The following is an 18,156-nucleotide window of genomic DNA, read 5'->3' on the forward strand; positions in this document are numbered from 1 at the left end:
GACACAGCGACAAGGAGAATCCCATGACCACCAAGCCGTCGTTCACCCAACATGATCCGAGCCGCGTCATCCGCGCCGACCGCGGGACCGAGATCACCGCGAAGTCCTGGCAGACCGAAGCGCCCAAGCGCATGCTCATGAACAACCTCGACCCCGAGGTCGCCGAACGTCCCGAAGACCTCGTCGTCTACGGCGGCACCGGCCGGGCGGCTCGCTCCTGGGAGGCCTACGACGCGATCGTGCGCACCCTCGACGACCTCGAGGACGACGAGACCCTCCTCATCCAGTCCGGCAAGCCCGTCGGCGTCATGCGCACCCACGAATGGGCCCCGCGCGTGCTCATCGCCAACTCCAACCTCGTCGGCGACTGGGCGAACTGGGAACACTTCCGCGAGCTCGAAGCAGAAGGTCTGATGATGTACGGGCAGATGACCGCCGGTTCCTGGATCTACATCGCCACCCAAGGCATCCTCCAGGGCACCTACGAGACCTTCGGCGCCATCGCCCGCAAACGCTTCGACGGAACGCTGGCCGGAACCCTGACCATCACCGCCGGCTGCGGCGGCATGGGCGGTGCCCAGCCCCTGTCCGTGACCCTCAACGGCGGTGCCTGCCTCATCATCGACGTCGACAAGACCCGCCTCGACCGCCGCCGGTCCAAGCGCTACCTTGACGAGGTCGAAACCGACCTCGACACCGCCCTGGCCAAGGTCATCGAAGCGAAGAAGAACAAGCAGGCCCTGTCCGTCGGACTCGTCGGCAACGCCGCCGAGATCCTCCCGACGATCCTCGACCGCCCCGAGGCCGCCGAAGTCGACATCGTCACCGACCAGACCTCAGCCCACGACCCCCTGTCCTACCTGCCCGTGGGCGTGAGCGTCGATGACTGGAGCGATGAGGCCGAACAGGACGCAGAGAAGTTCACCCTCCGCGCCGAGGAGTCCATGGCCAAGCACGTGCGTGCCATGGTCGAATTCCAGGACCGCGGCGCCGAGGTCTTCGACTACGGCAACTCGATCCGCGACGAGGCCCGCAAGGCCGGCTACGACCGCGCCTTCGAATTCCCCGGCTTCGTCCCGGCCTACATCCGCCCGCTCTTCTGCGAAGGGCTCGGACCCTTCCGCTGGGTGGCACTGTCCGGCGACCCGAAGGACATCGAGGTCACCGACGCCGCGCTCAAGGAGCTCTTCCCCGACAACGAACACCTCCACACCTGGCTCGATGCCGCCAACGAGTATGTCGAGTTCGAAGGCCTGCCCGCCCGCATCTGCTGGCTCGGATACAAGGAACGCCACCAGGCCGGGCTGCTGTTCAACAAGCTCGTCGCCGAAGGCAAGATCTCGGCCCCGATCGTCATCGGTCGTGACCACCTCGACTCCGGATCGGTCGCCAGCCCCTACCGCGAAACCGAATCCATGCTCGACGGCACCGATGCGGTTGCCGACTGGCCGCTGCTCAACGCCTTGGTCAACACCTCCTCAGGTGCCACGTGGGTGTCCATTCACCACGGCGGCGGAGTCGGCATCGGCCGCTCCATCCACGCCGGACAGGTCTCCGTGGCCGACGGCACCGAACTGGCCGCCAAGAAACTGGCGCGCCTGCTCACCAACGACCCGGGCATGGGCGTCATCCGCCACGTCGACGCCGGCTACGACCGCGCCGCCGAAGTGGCCGAAGACCGCGGTCAGCGCGTGCCGATGATCCCCGAACTGGATCAGCGCGACGAGGAATCCGCCGCGCAGTAAGCAGCCCCGCCGCGCCGGACGCTGAATAGCCCAGAAAAAGGTGAGTAGCCCAGGTTTGAAACTGGGCTATCCACCTTTTTCTGGGCCGAAACGGGGATCAGCGCCGCCGAGGGGCCTTTGTGAACCGGGCTCTGGACTGATGGGCGCCGGAGCCGTACCCCCTATTCGTCGAGGAAGAGGTCGAGTTCGAGGTCATCGGGGCCGTGACCGACAGAGCCGGGCCGCGACGGATCATGTGCATAGACGGACAGGTCCGTGATGCCCCGAGCCTGCAGCACCTCGTCGTCGATGAAGAAGTTGCCCGTGACCTCACGCGGGTCTGCGGTGAGGATCGTCCATGCGGCCTCGGCCATGATCTCGGGCTTGCGGCTGCGTGCCATGAGCTGTTCGCCGCCGAGGAGGTTGTTCACCGCCGCTGTCGCGATCGTCGTCCTCGGCCACAGACTGTTGGCCGCGACTCCCTCCTCGCGCAGCTCTTCGGCCAGCCCGAGCGTGACCATCGACATTCCGTACTTCGCCATCGTGTAGCCCAGGTGCTTGCCTGCCCATGCCGGATTGAGGTTGAGCGGCGGAGACAGCGTGAGCACATGTGCGGCATCCGAGGCCTTGAGGTGTGGGATAGCGGTCTTGGCCAGCAGGAATGAACCGCGTGAGTTGATCGAGTTCATGAGATCGAACTTCTTCATCGACAGATCCTCGGTCGAGGACAGGTCGATGGCGCTGGCGTTGTTGACGACGATGTCGATCCCGCCGAAGGTCTCCGCGGTCTGCGCGACCGCCTCGGCGACGGATTCCTCGCTGCGGACATCGCCGACGATCGGCAGGGCACGTCCACCGGCCGCCTCGATCTCCTCTGCTGCCGTAAAGACGGTGCCCTCGAGCTTCGGATGAGGTTCCGCGGTCTTCGCCAAGAGCGCCACGTTCGCGCCGTCCCGTGCCGCGCGCAGCGCGATCGCCAGGCCGATCCCACGGCTGCCGCCGCTCATGAGGAGGGTTCTGCCTGCAAGCGTGCGTTCCGGGACGGCCGCAGATTCGCGGCCCTCGGTGAGTCTGAAGTCAGTGGTCATTGCGTCTCCTTGAGTGATTGTTTTGCGGCCAGATAGCCGCACATTCCATGTGCGCCCGGGCCCGGAGGCACCGCGGCCGAGCACAGGTATATCCCTGACCGACCGCCGCTCGGTGCGCTGAGTCGGTAGGGGCTGAACCCAGGTGTCGGACCGAGCACCAACTGTAGAGGGTCCTTGCGGCCGGTGAGGATGTCACCGCCGACGAAGTTCGCATTGAGTGATTCGATCGCAGTGGTCCCGCGAGGCGTCACCGCGAGGATCCGATCTCGGCATCCAGGGGCGAAGCGTTCGATCTGGGCGAGGATCGACTCGGTGGCGTCTCCTGTAAAGCCCTGTGGCACGTGCGCATAGCAGTCGATCGGAACGAGTGAACCCTTCCCACGTCCGGGGTCCGCAAGATGTTGCTGGGCGAGGAGGACGAATGGCTTCTCAGGCATCCGACCTTTGGAAGTCTCGCTCTCCGCGAACGCCGTCTCCTCGTATGACCCTGAGAGATGGACGGTTCCGGCACCCCGGGACGGTTCGTAGGTCCACGGGATCCCGCCGTCCACGGCCAGTGCGAGTTTGAACGCGGCCGGCCCGTTCTTCCACCGTTCCAAACTCCGCACCGCACGCACCGGCAGTGAGTTGCCCGCGATGCGGGCCGCCTCAGCGGGGCCGGTGTTGAGCATGAGCACATCCGGGTTGCCCAAATCCCGAACGTCCTCGACCCTTCGTCCGGTCTCAACCCGTCCGCCAAGGGACAGAAGGAGCGACTCCATTGCCGAGGTGATCCGACCCGATCCGCCGACCGCCACCGGCCAGCCGAAGTAGTGAGCGGCCGAGGCAAGAGACGTGCCGATCGCCGAAGAGAGCGGCGCGTTGAAGGGGCCGAAGGTGTGCGCTGCGACTCCCGACCATAGGGCACGGGCCTCCTCGGTGCGGAAGTACCTCGCAACGGCGGCCGCGGGCAGTGCCGCCCGCGCGCCCAACATCGCAAGATGGAAAGGGTGCCGGGGCAGATGGATGAGGGACTGGAGGAACTCGTCGGCAACCGTCGGCATGCGCGAAGCCACGGGCGAGAAGAACGTCCGGTATCGCTGGGCATCGGCACCGAGGGTGCGTGAGGTCTCCACCACGGATCGCACGGCGCTGGCTCCGCGACCGTCATCGAGCGGGTGCGCGAACTCGACTTCCGTGTGAGCCCAGTGAAGACCGTGCTGTTCCAGTGGGAATACGCGAGCAAACTCCGAGGCCAGTCCGAAGGGATGGTGGCTCGAGCAGTCGTCGTGCACAAGACCAGGAAGGGTGAGTTCGGAGCTGCGAGCGCCGCCCCCCACGTGATCATCTGCCTCGTACACAGTGACCGAGACGTCGGCAGCGGCCAGGGTGATGGCCGCCGCCAGTCCGTTCGGTCCACTGCCGATCACAGCAGCGGTCGTCATTCTCGGGCTCCTCGTCTAGTCACGCTCGGCGGCGTCCTGCAGGGCCGACTCCGTGGTGAGGTCGTGACGCTTCGCCGCAGACTCGGGTTTCTGGGCACCCGCGGATTGCGGAGCAGATTCCATTGAAGACACCGCGGCCCGGGAGGCTGAAGTGTAGTGCGGATCCCTCCACGTCACGTTGAGCGGAATCGGTCCGTTGGGAAGCCACGGCTGCTCCTTGACGCAGTCGGCAACGTTCCAGGTACCACGTTCCACGATACCCACGGCCGCGTCAATGACCATGTAGTTCTGAGTCGACTTGTGGATCGGCTGTGACTCAACCCAGGCGACGACGAACTCGCCGGGCTCGAACTGGCAGCGACGCTGGAGTTCGGCGATGAGGTGGTGGTTATGGAGGTGACCGTCACCGAAGTTGAAGCCCAACAGCGAGTTGCAGGAGAACTCCGCCTCACGGATCGTGGCCCGATCGACGTCGTTGACGTGATGGTGCAGAAGAGAGAACAGTCCGCGACCCTGACTGTGCATCGATCGCCAGCCCGCGGTCTGCAGCATCGTGATCTCCGCCGCCACTCGCGGGAACCCCATCTCCTGCAGCTGGTCGACCTGGTTCTTCGTCGGACGATTCACGGCATGCAGCTTGTCCTCGGCACCGGGTTGGAAGGCCCAGAGCGCCGAGGCCCAGTTGCCCGCATACTGTCGCATCGACGGGGTGAAGGCGACGAGGTCCGGGCGAAAATTGCCGAGCACGGGGAAGAAGAACAGACAGGCCACGGTGGCGACGATGAGCCATGGAGAGCTCGCATCGCCCAGCCCATAGCCGTCCCCATTGGGGTGGCCGAGGAAGAGGAACCCCGCGATGTACATGAATAGCAGATTCCATTCCAGGGGCACCGCCAAAGGGAAGGTGCTCGTGATGAACCCGTGGAAGAGGATCATCAGCAGTGTCCCGGCGAGGGCCAGGGTCCAATCCGTCGAGAGGAGGAGGACAAGCGGAGTGACGATCTCGACGAGAGTGCCGAGGATGTGCCCGATGCCGGAGGCCAGATGGGACGGCCTGACATCGTGGGGGTAGTTGCGATAGTGCAGACGCCTGATCGCCTTGCCCGGGATGATCGGCGCATTCGAGATCATCGGCGGGATCACGAAGGAGAAGTGCTTGCCGATCTTTGAGACTCCGGCCCCCACCCAGACGGAGAAGATGAGCAGCTTGAGCATGATGATCATGTCGACGAGACCGTTGCCGAGGAAGGGAACCAGCCCGAAGATGAGAACGGCGGGTCCGTACTGTTCGGCACGGGCGGCGATGAAGATCACCTTGTCGCGCAGTCCCATGATAACGAGTAGCACGAGTGGTACGAACATCAGCGGCGGGCTGATCAGGTTCCCGAGGTCCTCGGGAGAGCCGGCGGCCACGGTCGATCCGGTGGCCCCCGGCAGAATGATCGGGACGAAGAGCGCAACGAGCAGCAGCGCATAGAGGACCACATCGAATACTGTGCGGTTGAATCCGTTGGTTCCTGGAACCTTCCCGGGCCACGGAGGCATGCGGATGGTGCCGGGCCGCAGCCAGAACAGGCAACCACCCGTCATCGGCTTGAACTTCCCGGCCAAAGGCCCCCACGAACCGGCCACGCCGATGGTCTCAAGCAGGAAAGTCCAGAGCACGAGCTTCTGGAACACGATCGGCTCGTTCCACCACTGAGCCACCTGCCACGGGGCGCCGACGCCCGAGGTGAGCGTGGCCAGGGTGACGCCGATGCCGATGTAGAGAACGGCGAGCTTGAGGATGTAGATGATGTGGAACAGTTTAGGTGAGCCGAACCCGCAGTCGACCCAGTGGAGGACGACGGCCCTGATTCTCTCCGAGAGGGGGAGGGATTCGAATGTCTCAGCATCAACCGGAGGGGCATCCGGAGTTGTGAGTCCCATGTCGCTTCCTTTCACAGGCAGGTGCCCGACTCCGATGTCGAGCAAGTGGACCTGGAATCACCCTAGGGAGGATGTGTCTTGGATCCCATGGATACTCAGCCGAAGCTCCGCGAAGAATTTGTACTCCCGATACAACATGGTCCTTCACCCAGAAGCTCCGTGTGGCGAATGTCCCTCGGGCGGGTATCAGCGTGGACAGGGAGCCCCTTTCGCGTGTTTCCCTCTGTGGTGCTCGGCCACAGCCCAGGTGAGGCTGCCGCCTGTCAGCCCTCGGTTCCATAGAGATAATGGTGAGCATGCAAAGCGGACTCGATGTTCAAGCGGTTCTCTGTCAGACTCACTCCGAGGGCCGCCTCGGCCATCTCGACCCGGTACCGGATTGAGTTCTTGTGCATGGTCATCGAGGCCGCTGTCGCCGTGTAGCTGAGCTCATGGCGCAGAAAGGCCGAGAGAGTGTTCCGGTGGCGGGCATTCGCCTCGGTGTCATCGGCCAGCGGACCGAGCACCGATCTCACCCACACTCGAGCAGCCTCGACGTCCTGGGCCAGCAACGAGGTAACGGCCATACCCCGGTCGTCGTGTGATCTCAGCTCAGCGGGAGCGCGCCCGGCGATGCAGACGCGCTGCACGCGTTCTGCTTCCTGATGGGAGAGGCGAAAACCGGCGGACAAGGCGTGCGCGGAGCCGATCGCCAGATGGATCGAGCCCGACGGCGGCACACGCTGGCGAAGAGAGTTGTCGTAATCCCAGTCGGTCGGCACAGGGATCCACCCCCAGGCGGTGTCCTGGTCCCGGCCGATGATGAGGCAGGTACGCTGGGAGCCGAGCGCGCCAGCAAGGTCTCTGATGGCTGTGGTGAACCGATCCAGCTGACCGTTCGCGTCGGGGGCCGAGTGGTGGGTCCATGCGATGACTGCGACATGACGACCGCCGAGGCTGTAGGCGAGGATCCGCTCGGCCGCCGCGACGTCGATGTTCTCCCCGGCGATGATGCGTCTGACCTGGGTCTCCCTGGCCGTTGTGCGATTGGCCAGCCAGGATTCCCGTTCCTGCTCGTAGAGTTCAGCGACCTTCTGCGAAATCCAGTCGATGTACTCCGAAACCTCGTCGACGAGGTGCTGGAAAACCGCAGAGACGAGCTCCGCCGGCAGCTCCTCGTCCTCGATGACGAAATCGTAGGCGCTCTGGAGCATTCTCTGCTGCCCCAGACGATAGGCCCTGACCAGTGCATTGACGGAGATTCCGCGTTGGGCTAGCCGTCTGGCGTATTCAAACGCGGCGGTCGGCGGTTCCAAGTTGTCCGAGGAGATGCCGTGCTGAAGCGCGTGGAGGATCGTTTCGACATTGCCCTCGATGCTTGCACTGAGGAGATCGAGGAGAGCCGGTTCGGCACCGAGCTCGGTGATCTTCGTCGCCAGATAGTCGTAGACCCGTCGTGTGAGCTCGGGAATGTGCGGGGTCATGCCCGCAGCGATCCGCGACGCGTGGGTCCGCACCTCCGTGGTGGAGCTGTCGGCTTTCAGCCCGTCATTGGGCGGCCAGAGCAGATGATCGACCATGTCTGCACAGTACCGCCGATTGAGGCCCGTGGGGACGGCCGAGTCGACGAAAGCGCGAGCCGTGTTTGTATCTTTGACCGAAATGGCGATGGTGATTTGGTTACCGTGCCCAGTGAACGTGCGTCAACGCGTGGCTAGTGTGAGGCCATGATGACTTCGAATCCTGTCCCCATCGACGCGGAATCCTCCACCTATCCCGTCGCCGAGGTGATGGGGCTGCCCCTTGCTCGTGCCCGAACCAACCCCCACGGACCATGCCTCAGCTGGCCCGGAGGCAGTTTCGACAATGCTGAGTTCGCCGCCGCTGTCGCGGCCACAACCCACATACTGCGCTCGCGGTTCGGAATCGGTCGCGGTTCGGTGGTTGGTGTGTTGCTGCGCAATGTCCCCGAAATCATCACCACGATGTTCGCCACCTGGTCTCTCGGCGCCGGTCTCACTCCGATCAACCCTGCGCTCACTGACGACGAGGTGGTCTTCCAGCTCGACGACTCCGGCTGTGCCCTGCTCGTGGGGGACTCCCGCGCCGAGGCGCTCGCCAGAGGATGCGGGATCGGCTGCCTTCCGGTGACCGACGGCTGCTTCCGCGGTGACATGGAGCCCTGCGCTGGCGTCTCTTCGCACTGCCTCGATGACGTCCGGGATGACGACGTGGCGCTCATCGTCTACACCTCGGGGACGACGGGCAAGCCGAAGGGATGCGTTCTGGAGCAGTCGAACATCGCTGCCATGGTCTGGTCGATCTTGAATGGTCTCGACTTCGGTGAGAACGCCCGCAGCCTGCTGGTTCTCCCGCTCTTCCACTGCAACGGCCTGCTCGCGGGGACGGTCTCACCTCTCATGCTCGGCGGCAGCGTGCATATGATCCCGAAGTTCGATCCCGAGTCATTTTGGGACGTCGTGGAGGAAGAGCGCCCCACCTATTTCTCTGCTGTGCCGACGATCTTCTCGATCCTCGAGGCGACGACGACTCGGAATGTCGACTCGAGTTCTCTGCGCTTCGTCATCTGCGGTGCCGCCCCGATGTCCCCGGACGCGATCACCCGGTTCGAGACTCGTTTCGATGTCGACATGGTCGAGGGTTACGGTCTCTCGGAGTGCTCGGTGTGCGCCACGATCAACCGAAACGATGGTACGAGCAAGCCGGGAACCGTCGGGCCAGCACTGCCAGGAGTGAGCGTGGGAATCACCGATCCTCACGATCGACTGCTCGAACCTGGGGATGTCGGAGAGGTCGTGATCGCTGGGCGGACGGTGATGCGCGGGTACCTCGGCCGACCGGAGGCCACCGCCGAAGTGCTCAAGAACGGGTGGCTGCACACCGGGGACGTCGGATACCTCGATGAGGACGGCTTCCTCGTCCTCGTCGATCGGATCAAGGATCTCATCATTCGCGGCGGAGAGAACATCTATCCCAAGGAGATCGAGGATGCGCTCTTCGAACATCCTCAGGTTCTCGAGGCAGCGGTGGTCGGAAGCCCCGATGACACCTACGGGGAGATCCCCGTGGCTCATGTGGCTCTGCGTGAAGGAGCCGTCAATCGTGCAGAGACCCTGCGAGCCTTCCTCGAACCGCGGCTTGCGCGCTACAAACTCCCGGCGGAGATCCATATCCACGCAGGTCTTCCGAAGAACTCCGTGGGCAAGATCGTCAAGGGTCAGCTGCGAGAGAGCTGAGCGGTCGAGAACGAAGATCGTCCACGCCTGACGCCCGAGCGCTCTGAGCGCCCAATCACCATCTGTCCGAAATATCAGACAAATTCTTCCTGACCCGGTTCTGCCATACGCCGCGGCAGTTCATACTGAGGATGAACCATTCTCAACCGTTAAGGATCTTGTCGTGCAGCTCATCACGGGGATCAGCGAATTGGTCGTCAACGACCTCGACTCCCTCGGAGAACTCAGCGTCATCACCGACGCCGCCCTGCTCATCGACGACGGCCGAGTCGTCTGGTCCGGACCGTCCGCTGAGGCGGACACTGCGGTGGAGAACCATTGCGGTGAAGAACCGTCACCAGGTGTCAACGACGACGATATCGTCAACGGGGAAGTCACCTCGGCGAGTGATCTCGCGGGACTCGAGACCGTCGACCTCGGCGGTAAAGCCGTGATCCCCGGCTTCGTCGACAGCCACAACCACCTCGTCTTCGCCGGTGACCGCTCCGAGGAATTCGCCGCACGCATGGCCGGGCAGAAGTATTCGGCCGGCGGCATCGCGACTACGGTCGCCGCGACCCGGGCCGCCAGCGACGAGGAGCTCGAGGCCAACCTCGTCCACCTGATGGAGCAGGCGACTCGGCAGGGCACGACGACGTTCGAGATCAAGTCCGGGTACGGGCTGAGCCTCGACGATGAGATCCGTGCCCTGGACATCATCAACCGGCACACCGAGGAAACCACGCTCATCGCCGCCCATGTGGTCCCGCCGGAGTACAAGGACAACCCCGAGGGCTACGTCGACCTCGTCATCGACGAGATCATCCCGGCGGCCGCGGACAAAGCGAAATGGATCGACGTCTTCTGCGAGAAGGGAGCCTTCACCGAGGACCAGACCCGCCGCATCATCGACGCCGGCAAGGCCGCAGGCATGAAGCCGCGGCTGCACGCCAACCAACTCACCGAGGGCGGAGCGCTCAAACTCGGCGCCGAACTCGGCTGCGTCTCCGTCGACCATGCGACCTTCGCCTCGGACTCCGATCTCGCCGTCCTCGCCGAGGCGGGAACCGTCGTCACCCTGCTGCCGAGCATCGAATTCTCCACCCGTCAGCCATACCCCGATGCCCGCCGCTACGTCGAGGCCGGTGTGCGGCTCGCCATCGCCACCGACTGCAACCCGGGCTCAGGGTTCTCCAACAGCGTGCCCTTCGCGATCGCCATCGGTGTGCGCGATATGCACTTCACCGTCGAGCAGGCGGTGTGGGCGGCGACCGCGGGTGGGGCCCACGCTCTGCAGCGTTCCGATGTCGGCCACCTCGGCGTCGGAGCCCGCGCCGATCTGGCGATCCTCGACGCACCCAGCTATCGGCACCTGGCCTACCGGCCGGGAGTCCAGCTCGTCGAACGCGTCTACTCCAGCGGCGAACTCGTCGTCGACAACCGACCACGGAGCTGATGGGCGCGCAGAGGGCCTGAACCGGCCCGACCGTCGCCCCGGCAGCACCTCGAATACCACCGAACCTCCGGCGCCACAGCGCAGAGCAACTCAACCGAAAGGTCCGACATGTCAGACTTCATCGACCTCGATCCCGACACCCTCACCTTCGCCGAGGTGGTCGCGGTCGCCCGCCACGACGCGAAGGTGGAACTGAGCGCGGCCACGCTGGCCCGAGTGAACAAGTACCGCGAGGCCGTCGATGCCCTGGCTCAGGCCGAGAAGCCCGTCTACGGAGTCTCGACCGGATTCGGGGCGCTCGCCCAGCGCCACATCCCCGCCGAACTGCGCACCCAGCTGCAGAAGTCGCTCATCCGCTCACATGCGGCTGGAGTCGGCGAACCCGTCGAGCGAGAGGTCGTCCGCGCCCTCATGCTGCTGCGTGCCCGGACGTTGGCCACGGGCCGGGCCGGAGTCCGCGCCGAGGTGCTCCAGACCTATGTTGACCTGCTCAATGCCGGCATCACCCCGGTCGTCCACGAATACGGGTCGCTCGGCTGTTCCGGCGACCTCGCCCCCCTGTCGGCCTGTGCGCTCGTCGTCATGGGCGAAGGCGTCGCCGTCGGCCCCGACGGTGTGGCCGGACCCGCCGATGAGATCCTCGCGAAGGCCGGCATCACCCCGGTCACCCTGGCCGAGAAGGAGGGCCTGGCGCTGGTCAACGGCACCGACGGCATGCTCGGCATGCTCATCATGGCCCTGACCGATCTCGAGAACCTGCTCACCGCCGTCGACGTCTCTGCGGCCATGAGCATCGAGGGCCTCTTCGGCACCGACGCCGTCTTCGCCCCCGAACTCCACTACGCGCTGCGCCCCCACGATGGTCAGTCCGCCTCGGCGGCGAACATGCTCTCGGCCCTCGAGGACTCGGGCATCACCGCCAGCCACCGCGACTCGACCCACCTGGTCCAGGACGCCTACTCGATGCGCTGCGCCCCGCAGGTCAACGGCGCCGCCCGCGATGCGGTCGCCTTTGCCACGCAGGTCGCCGAACGCGAGCTGCGGGCGGCCATCGACAACCCGGTCGTGCTCACCAACGGCATGGTGTCCTCGAACGGCAACTTCCACGGGGCACCCCTGGCCCACGCCCTGGACTTCCTCGCCATCGTCGCCGCCGACGTCGCCTCGATGTCCGAACGCCGCACCGACCGGATGATGGATGTCGCCCGCAACCAGGATCTCACCCCGTTCCTCGCCGACGACGCCGGAGTCGACTCGGGCCTGATGATCGCCCACTACACGCAGGCCGCGATGGTCTCCGAAGCCAAGCGGGGCGCGGCTCCCGCCTCGGTCGATTCGATCCCGTCCTCGGCGATGCAGGAGGACCATGTGTCCATGGGGTGGTCGGCAGCACGCAAGCTGCGCAAGGTCGTCGACAACCTCGCCAGCGTCATCGGCATCGAGTTCTACGCCGCCGCCCGCGCCTGCGATATGCGTGAAGCCGCGCCGGCGCCGGTCACCGGTGCCGTGATCTCCGCACTGCGGGAGACCGTCCCCGGGCCCGGGCCCGACCGGTTCCTGTCCCCGGAGCTCGCCGAAACCATCGCGAAGGTCAAGGACGGAACACTCGTCACCGCCGCCGAGGCGGTCACCCCGCTGACCCACACCGTGACCAGCGACGCCGGCGCCTGGCAGCCCGTCGGCGGAGGACCAGCGGTGAACGATCCCGAGTTCACGGCACTGGGCAACCTCGACGCTGCCGCCGAAGCCTCGGGCACCGCGGCGGCGACCACCCACCAGAAGTGAAACCGGTTCGGGGCCCGTCACTGACTGGTCCCGAACTGACGGGACCGCTGCACCACCGGTCCCACCTTGAGTGAACGGAGTGACATGACCACCAGCGATGTCGTCTCGCTGCTGAGGCAGATCGAGGACACCGGCCGCGACCCCCGTGGACCCGGCTACCAGCGTCCTGGGTTTTCCGCCACCGAACGCGAGCTGCGTGACTGGTTCCTCGCCGAGGCAGACCGCCGCGGTCTCGACACGGAGATCGACGCCAACGGCATCACCTGGGCCTGGGCCACCCCGCCCGGTGACAACGCCGTCGTCACCGGCTCCCATCTCGACTCCGTCCCCGGCGGCGGCGAGTTCGACGGGCCCCTCGGTGTCGCCTCGGCGCTGGCGGCTTTCGACGAGCTCAAGGCCACCGGCGCACTCGAACGGGCCACCCGGCCTCTGGCCCTGGCCGTGTTCCCCGAAGAGGAGGGCTCACGCTTCGGCGTCGCCTGCCTCGGCTCACGACTGCTCACCGGCGCCATCGAGGTCGACCGGGCACTCGGACTCAAGGACGCCGCAGGCGACACCTTCGCCGACGTCGCGACGAGCTATGGCCTCGACCCGGAACGGGTCGGGCGTGACCAGTCTCGGCTGGCCGGTATCGGTTCATTCATCGAACTCCATGTCGAACAGGGCCTCGGCCTGGCGGGCACCGATCAGGCCGTTGCCATCGGCTCCTCGATCATCGGCCACGGCCGCTGGCACTTCGCCTTCACCGGACAGGGCAACCACGCCGGGACGACGCCGATGAGCCACCGCGCCGACCCCGTCGTCACCGCCTCCCGGGTGATCGGGGATGTCCCGACCCTAGCGGCCGCCACTGACACGAGCGCCGTGGCCACCGTGGGACGGACCCTCATCCACCCGGGCGGGACGAACGTCATCGCCTCGGCCATGAGCTTCTGGCTCGACATCCGTCACGCCGACGACGCCGTCGTGACACAGGTGCTCGAGGCCATCAGCCGCCGCGCCCGCGAGCACGCCGCCGACGCCGGCGTCGAGGTGAGCATCTCGCAGGAGTCCTACTCACCGACCACCCACTTCACCGCCGATCTCAACACCCGGCTGACCTCGGTGCTGCCCGAGGCACCCCTGCTGCCCTCGGGTGCCGGACACGATGCCGGCATCCTCGCCGGTCATGTGCCCTCGGCGATGCTCTACGTGCGCAACCCGACCGGCGTCTCCCACGCCCCGGAGGAGGCCTGCGAGGTCGATGACCAGCGAGCCGGAGTCGACGCGCTCGTCGCGGTGCTCGCCCGTGAACTCGGTGTCACGGGAACGCCCGGGCCGACCGGAGAGACAGGGGCGGGCGCATGAGCACCCAGTACTGGTGCGAAACCGCGTGGGTCGATGGAGCCGTGGCTCGCGGGGTGCTGCTGAGCGCCGATGACACCGGCACCCTGACCGCGGTCCAGACCGGAGTCGACGCCGCCCCGGCCACCGCCGAGGTGGTGCCCGGGTTCACCCTGCCCGGCGGAGTGAACGCCCACTCACATGCCTTCCACCGCATCCTGCGCGGACGCACCCACGGCGACGGTGGGACCTTCTGGACCTGGCGCGAGGTCATGTACTCCGTTGCCGCGAAGCTCGACCCCGAATCCTATGAGACCGTGGCCCGCGCCGTGTTCGCGGAGATGCTCGCCGGCGGGTACACCTCGGTGGGGGAGTTCCACTACGTCCACCACGCGCCCGACGGGTCGGCCTATGAACCGGCCCACGCAATGGAACGGGCGCTGGCCCGGGCGGCCGCCTCGGCGGGGATCCGGATCCGACTCCTCGACACCTGCTACCTCACCGGTGCCATCGACGCCGAACTCTCGGATGAGCAGGCCCGCTTCGGTGATGGCACGATCGACGGATTCATCGATCGGCACGCCGGACTGGCAGAGACCTTCGCCGCAGAGTTCCCCGTCAATGCCCCAGGTGAGAGCTTCGTCCACGTGGGTGCGGCCATCCACTCGATCCGTGCCGTGCCCGCCGCGAACCTGCCGCGCTTCGCGGAACTGACCGGCCCCGTGCACGTCCACCTGTCCGAACAGCCCGCGGAGAACGACGCCTGCCGAGCCGCCTACGGCGCGAGTCCCACCGAGGTGCTCGCACGCTCCGGCGTCGTCGACGAACGGCTGTCGGCCGTCCACGCCACACATCTGGATGATGAGGACATCGCGATCCTCGGCGGCTCACGAGCAGCGATCGTCATGTGCCCGTGCACCGAGGCGGACCTCGCCGACGGGATCGGCCCGGCGCGCGAACTCGCCGATGCCGGGGCCGTGATCTCGATCGGCTCCGACCAGCACGTCGTCCTCGACGCCCTGCGTGAGACCCAGAGCCTCGAAGCCGGAGAACGTCTGCGCTCGGGGCAGCGCGGCCGATTCTCCCCGGCCGAACTCATCACCGCACTCACCGAGGGCGGGGCACGCAGCCTCGACCTGCCCGTCGGAGCGCTCGAGGTCGGGAAGGCATGCGACTTCATTGCGCTGCGCACCGACAGCATGCGCACCATCGGCTCACTCGACGAGCAGATCGTCCTCACGGCCACCTCGGCGGATGTGCATCTCACCGTCAGCGGCGGCAGGGTGCGCGTCCGCGATGGCGTGCACGCGCAGCTCGGGGACGTCTCGGACCTCTACGCGAAGGCGTTCGCGGCGCTGGAGATGGAGGGCTGAACCGTGGCTGAGGTTCCCGCACTGCGGCGGGCGATCGCGATTCTGCGGCATCTGGCCGCGTCGAATCGGTCGATCACGGCCGGTGCTCTGGTCAGAGCACTCGAGATACCGCGCTCGAGTGCCTACGACATCCTCGGTGTGCTCGAGGAGCTCGGGCTCGTCGCGCGCACCGAGTCCGGGTACGTGCTCGGTGCCGGTGTGCATGAGCTCGGGGCCTCCTACCTGCGGACGAACCCCCTGCAGAGGCTGGCGCAGCCGATCGTGCGTCAGCTCGCCGAGGATACCGCCACGACCGCTCAGCTCGCCGTCATCCGCGGGTGGGAGACCGAGTACGTGCTCAAGGAGCAGTCGCTGAAGTCTGTCGCGGTCATCACTGCCACCGGGGTGCGCATGCCCAGCTACCTCACGGCGACGGGGCGGGCGATCCTCGCGCAGCTGCCGAAGTCCGAGGTGCTCGCGATGCTCCAGTCCGAGACGGGTTTCGTCACCCGCACGGGCAAGGGGCCGGCCTCGGTGAAGGCGCTCAACGCGATACTCGCCCAGGAGCGACGCACCGGCTGCGCGATCGAACACGGCGAAGTCACACCGGGGATCTCGACGATCGCCGCCCCCGTCTTCGACGTGCTCGGGCGTCCTGTCGCCGCAATCGGGCTGTCCGTGGTCAGCGACACCCTGCCCGAGGACTCCGGTCCGATGGTCGACCAGGTCCAGTCCGCCGCCGCCGAGGTGACCGCCAAGCTGCGGTGAGCCCTGCGGCGGCTGGCGAGCGCCGAGCGGACCCTGCGACGCCCGGCGAGCCTCGAGCGGACCCTGCGGCGCCCGGCTGGCCTTGAGCGCACCCTGCGGCGCCCGGCTGGCGCCGAGCGGGCCACTGAGCGCCGAGCGGACCAGTTGCAACCTGCGCGCTCGCTGCTCAGTGGTCCGCTCGGTGAAGTGGGCCGGCGCTGTCAGGGGCGCAGAACCCGCTTTTCGCGAGCGACCTCCTCGACGATCTGGTCGTCGCTGCGCAGCTCTTTGACAAGGGCGGCGCCGAGGACGACCACGATGACGGTGAACGGGACGGCTGAGAGCATCGCCGCCTGCTGGAGGGCCTGCAGGCCGCCGACGAGGAGCAGTACGATCGCGCAGGCACCGGTGAGGAATCCCCAGGTCGCGATGACCGGGCGGCGCGGTGCGAAGGAGCCGTGCGAGGACAGCGAACTGAGGACGAACGTGTTCGAGTCTGCGGAGGAGACGAAGAACAGGATGACCATGATGATCGTGAAGACCGACGCGAACAGGGACAGCGGAAGCTGCTCGAGGAGGCTGAAGAACGCGGTGTCGAGGTTGTCCTGAGTCGCCTCACCGATCGCGGCGCCGTCGATGTCGAACTTGATCGCCGAACCGCCCATGACGGTGAACCAGACGAAGAACACGGCGCTGGGAACGAGGAGGACACCGGCGACGAATTCGCGGATGGTCCGCCCCTTCGAGATCTTCGCGAGGAAGATGCCGACGAAGGCGCTCCACGACAGCCACCAGGCCATCATGAAGTACGTCCAACCGAGCATCCACTCACTGTCCTCGGCATTCGTCGGGGTCATGAAGCTGAGTTCGAGGAAGTCCCCGGCGAAGGCACCGACGGAACGGACGAACAGGTTGGAGATGAAGCCGCTGGGGCCGGTGATGAAGACGAACAGCCCCAGCAGCGTCGCCATGGTCAGCGTGATCTGGGAGATGTACTTGATGCCCCTGCTCACCCCGGTCAGAGCCGAACCGGTGAAGAGGAGTGTGAGGACGGAGATGACGATGATCTGCAGAGCGATCGTGGCGTCGATGCCGAAGACGGTGTTGAGACCCTCGCCGATCTGAGAGGCGCCGAGACCCAGGGAAGTCGTCGTCCCGAAGAGAGTGGCGATGATGGTGAGGATGTCGATGAAGCTGCCGACCCAACCGTCGACGAGGCGGCCGAGGACTGGCCGCAGCATTGTGGACACGAGTGCCGGTCGGCCCTTGCGGTGGGTGGAGTAGCCGATCGCGAGACCGAAGACGCCGAAGATCGCCCAGGCCTGGAAGCCCCAATCGAGGTAGGAGAACTGCATGGCGCGCACTGCGGCGTCCATGGTCTCCGGTTCGGCCAGCCCGTGGGGCGGAACCATGAAGTGGGACATCGGTTCGGCCACGCCGTAGCTGACGAGGCCGATGCCCATGACGGCAGCGAGGATCATCGCCAGCCAGGTGACAGTGCGATATTCGGGACGGGAGTCGTGTGCGCCCAGCCGCAGGCGACCGAAACGGCTGACGGCGAACCACACGAGCATGACGATCGCGGCGAAGGGCACGACCAGATAGATCCAGCCGAAGCCGGTGGAGACTGCGGTCATCGCCCGAGTCATGATGTCGGCCAGCGCCTCGGGGGCGATCGCCGCCCACAGCACGAAGGCGATGACGAGGCCGACAGCGCACACGAACACCTTCCCGACCCGGTTGGAGGAAGGGTCTGCAAGGGATGCGGTCTCGGCGCCGGCGGGGCCGGAGTCGGATCCGACCCCGCCGGGAGGGGGAGGGTCGTCGAGTCCGCCGGAGGAGGCGGATTCGGTGGAGTGCTCGGACCCGGTCGCGGCGGTGCCTGCAGGATCTGAGGAGGGGGAATTCAGCGTCGTCATCGTGGTCTCCGGGCTCACGGCCGCCTCGATGGCGGGCAGGAGCATGTATTCGGGGGCAGTGGGCGGGATTTCAGCAGATACACAACAGGCCCCGCGAACTGGGACGTTCGTGGGGCCGTGCAGCAGTCGAGTCTAGGCGCTTGTCGCCGAATCACCACATGGATTGGACCCGATGAGGCAGAGTGTGAGGCATC

At 66.2% G+C, this 18,156-nt stretch carries 12 protein-coding genes; 7 read left to right on the top strand and 5 right to left on the bottom strand.

Annotated elements, in window-relative coordinates:
* Window positions 1-23: 23 nt before the first annotated feature.
* On the top strand, window positions 24-1,745 hold the full coding sequence (gene hutU, locus EB836_RS11640) for a urocanate hydratase (RefSeq protein WP_135540570.1): 1,722 nt from the start codon (window positions 24-26) through the stop codon (window positions 1,743-1,745).
* A 161-nt stretch (window positions 1,746-1,906) separates the two neighbouring features.
* On the opposite strand, the gene EB836_RS11645 is transcribed toward hutU, so the two are convergent.
* The 4 genes from EB836_RS11645 to EB836_RS11660 all read right to left on the bottom strand — a co-directional run bounded on the left by EB836_RS11645 (window position 1,907) and on the right by EB836_RS11660 (window position 7,724).
* Entirely contained in the window at window positions 1,907-2,812 is a 906-nt protein-coding gene (locus tag EB836_RS11645; RefSeq protein ID WP_135540572.1) for an NAD(P)-dependent oxidoreductase, read from the bottom strand.
* Window positions 2,809-4,236: an NAD(P)/FAD-dependent oxidoreductase gene (locus EB836_RS11650; protein WP_135540574.1), complete on the bottom strand. Its 1,428-nt coding sequence runs from the start codon at window positions 4,234-4,236 to the stop codon at window positions 2,809-2,811. The genes EB836_RS11645 and EB836_RS11650 overlap by 4 nt, the downstream gene beginning before the upstream one ends.
* 15 nt (window positions 4,237-4,251) lie before the next feature.
* The gene (locus tag EB836_RS11655; RefSeq protein ID WP_135540575.1) at window positions 4,252-6,165 is read right to left on the bottom strand and encodes a DUF3556 domain-containing protein; all 1,914 of its coding nucleotides are present in this window, start codon (window positions 6,163-6,165) and stop codon (window positions 4,252-4,254) included.
* 263 nt (window positions 6,166-6,428) lie between these two features.
* Window positions 6,429-7,724, bottom strand: a complete 1,296-nt coding sequence (locus EB836_RS11660) for a helix-turn-helix domain-containing protein (RefSeq protein ID WP_135540577.1) — start codon at window positions 7,722-7,724, stop codon at window positions 6,429-6,431.
* A 147-nt stretch (window positions 7,725-7,871) separates the two neighbouring features.
* On the opposite strand from EB836_RS11660, the gene EB836_RS11665 reads away from it, so the two are divergent.
* The 6 genes from EB836_RS11665 to EB836_RS11690 all read left to right on the top strand — a co-directional run bounded on the left by EB836_RS11665 (window position 7,872) and on the right by EB836_RS11690 (window position 16,064).
* Window positions 7,872-9,401, top strand: coding sequence for an AMP-binding protein (locus tag EB836_RS11665; protein WP_240689913.1), 1,530 nt, complete (start codon window positions 7,872-7,874; stop codon window positions 9,399-9,401).
* A 163-nt stretch (window positions 9,402-9,564) separates the two neighbouring features.
* A complete protein-coding gene (gene hutI / locus EB836_RS11670; protein ID WP_205683358.1) occupies window positions 9,565-10,836 on the top strand; it encodes an imidazolonepropionase in 1,272 nt (423 codons plus the stop codon).
* Between the two features lie 108 nt (window positions 10,837-10,944).
* The gene (hutH, locus tag EB836_RS11675; RefSeq protein ID WP_135540579.1) at window positions 10,945-12,621 is read left to right on the top strand and encodes a histidine ammonia-lyase; all 1,677 of its coding nucleotides are present in this window, start codon (window positions 10,945-10,947) and stop codon (window positions 12,619-12,621) included.
* A gap of 84 nt (window positions 12,622-12,705) precedes the next feature.
* Complete coding sequence (locus EB836_RS11680; protein WP_135540581.1) at window positions 12,706-13,968, top strand: allantoate amidohydrolase; 1,263 nt, start codon at window positions 12,706-12,708, stop codon at window positions 13,966-13,968.
* Window positions 13,965-15,317 (top strand): formimidoylglutamate deiminase, encoded by a 1,353-nt coding sequence (locus tag EB836_RS11685; protein ID WP_135540583.1) that lies wholly within the window; start codon window positions 13,965-13,967, stop codon window positions 15,315-15,317. The genes EB836_RS11680 and EB836_RS11685 overlap by 4 nt, the downstream gene beginning before the upstream one ends.
* Before the next feature lie 3 nt (window positions 15,318-15,320).
* Window positions 15,321-16,064, top strand: a complete 744-nt coding sequence (locus EB836_RS11690) for an IclR family transcriptional regulator (RefSeq protein WP_135540585.1) — start codon at window positions 15,321-15,323, stop codon at window positions 16,062-16,064.
* Between the two features lie 200 nt (window positions 16,065-16,264).
* On the opposite strand, the gene EB836_RS11695 is transcribed toward EB836_RS11690, so the two are convergent.
* Entirely contained in the window at window positions 16,265-18,007 is a 1,743-nt protein-coding gene (locus EB836_RS11695) for a BCCT family transporter (protein WP_240689915.1), read from the bottom strand.
* Between the last annotated feature and the right edge of the window lie 149 nt (window positions 18,008-18,156).

Source organism: Brevibacterium sp. S111 (genome assembly GCF_004745075.1).
Classification (GTDB): Bacteria; Actinomycetota; Actinomycetes; order Actinomycetales; family Brevibacteriaceae; genus Brevibacterium.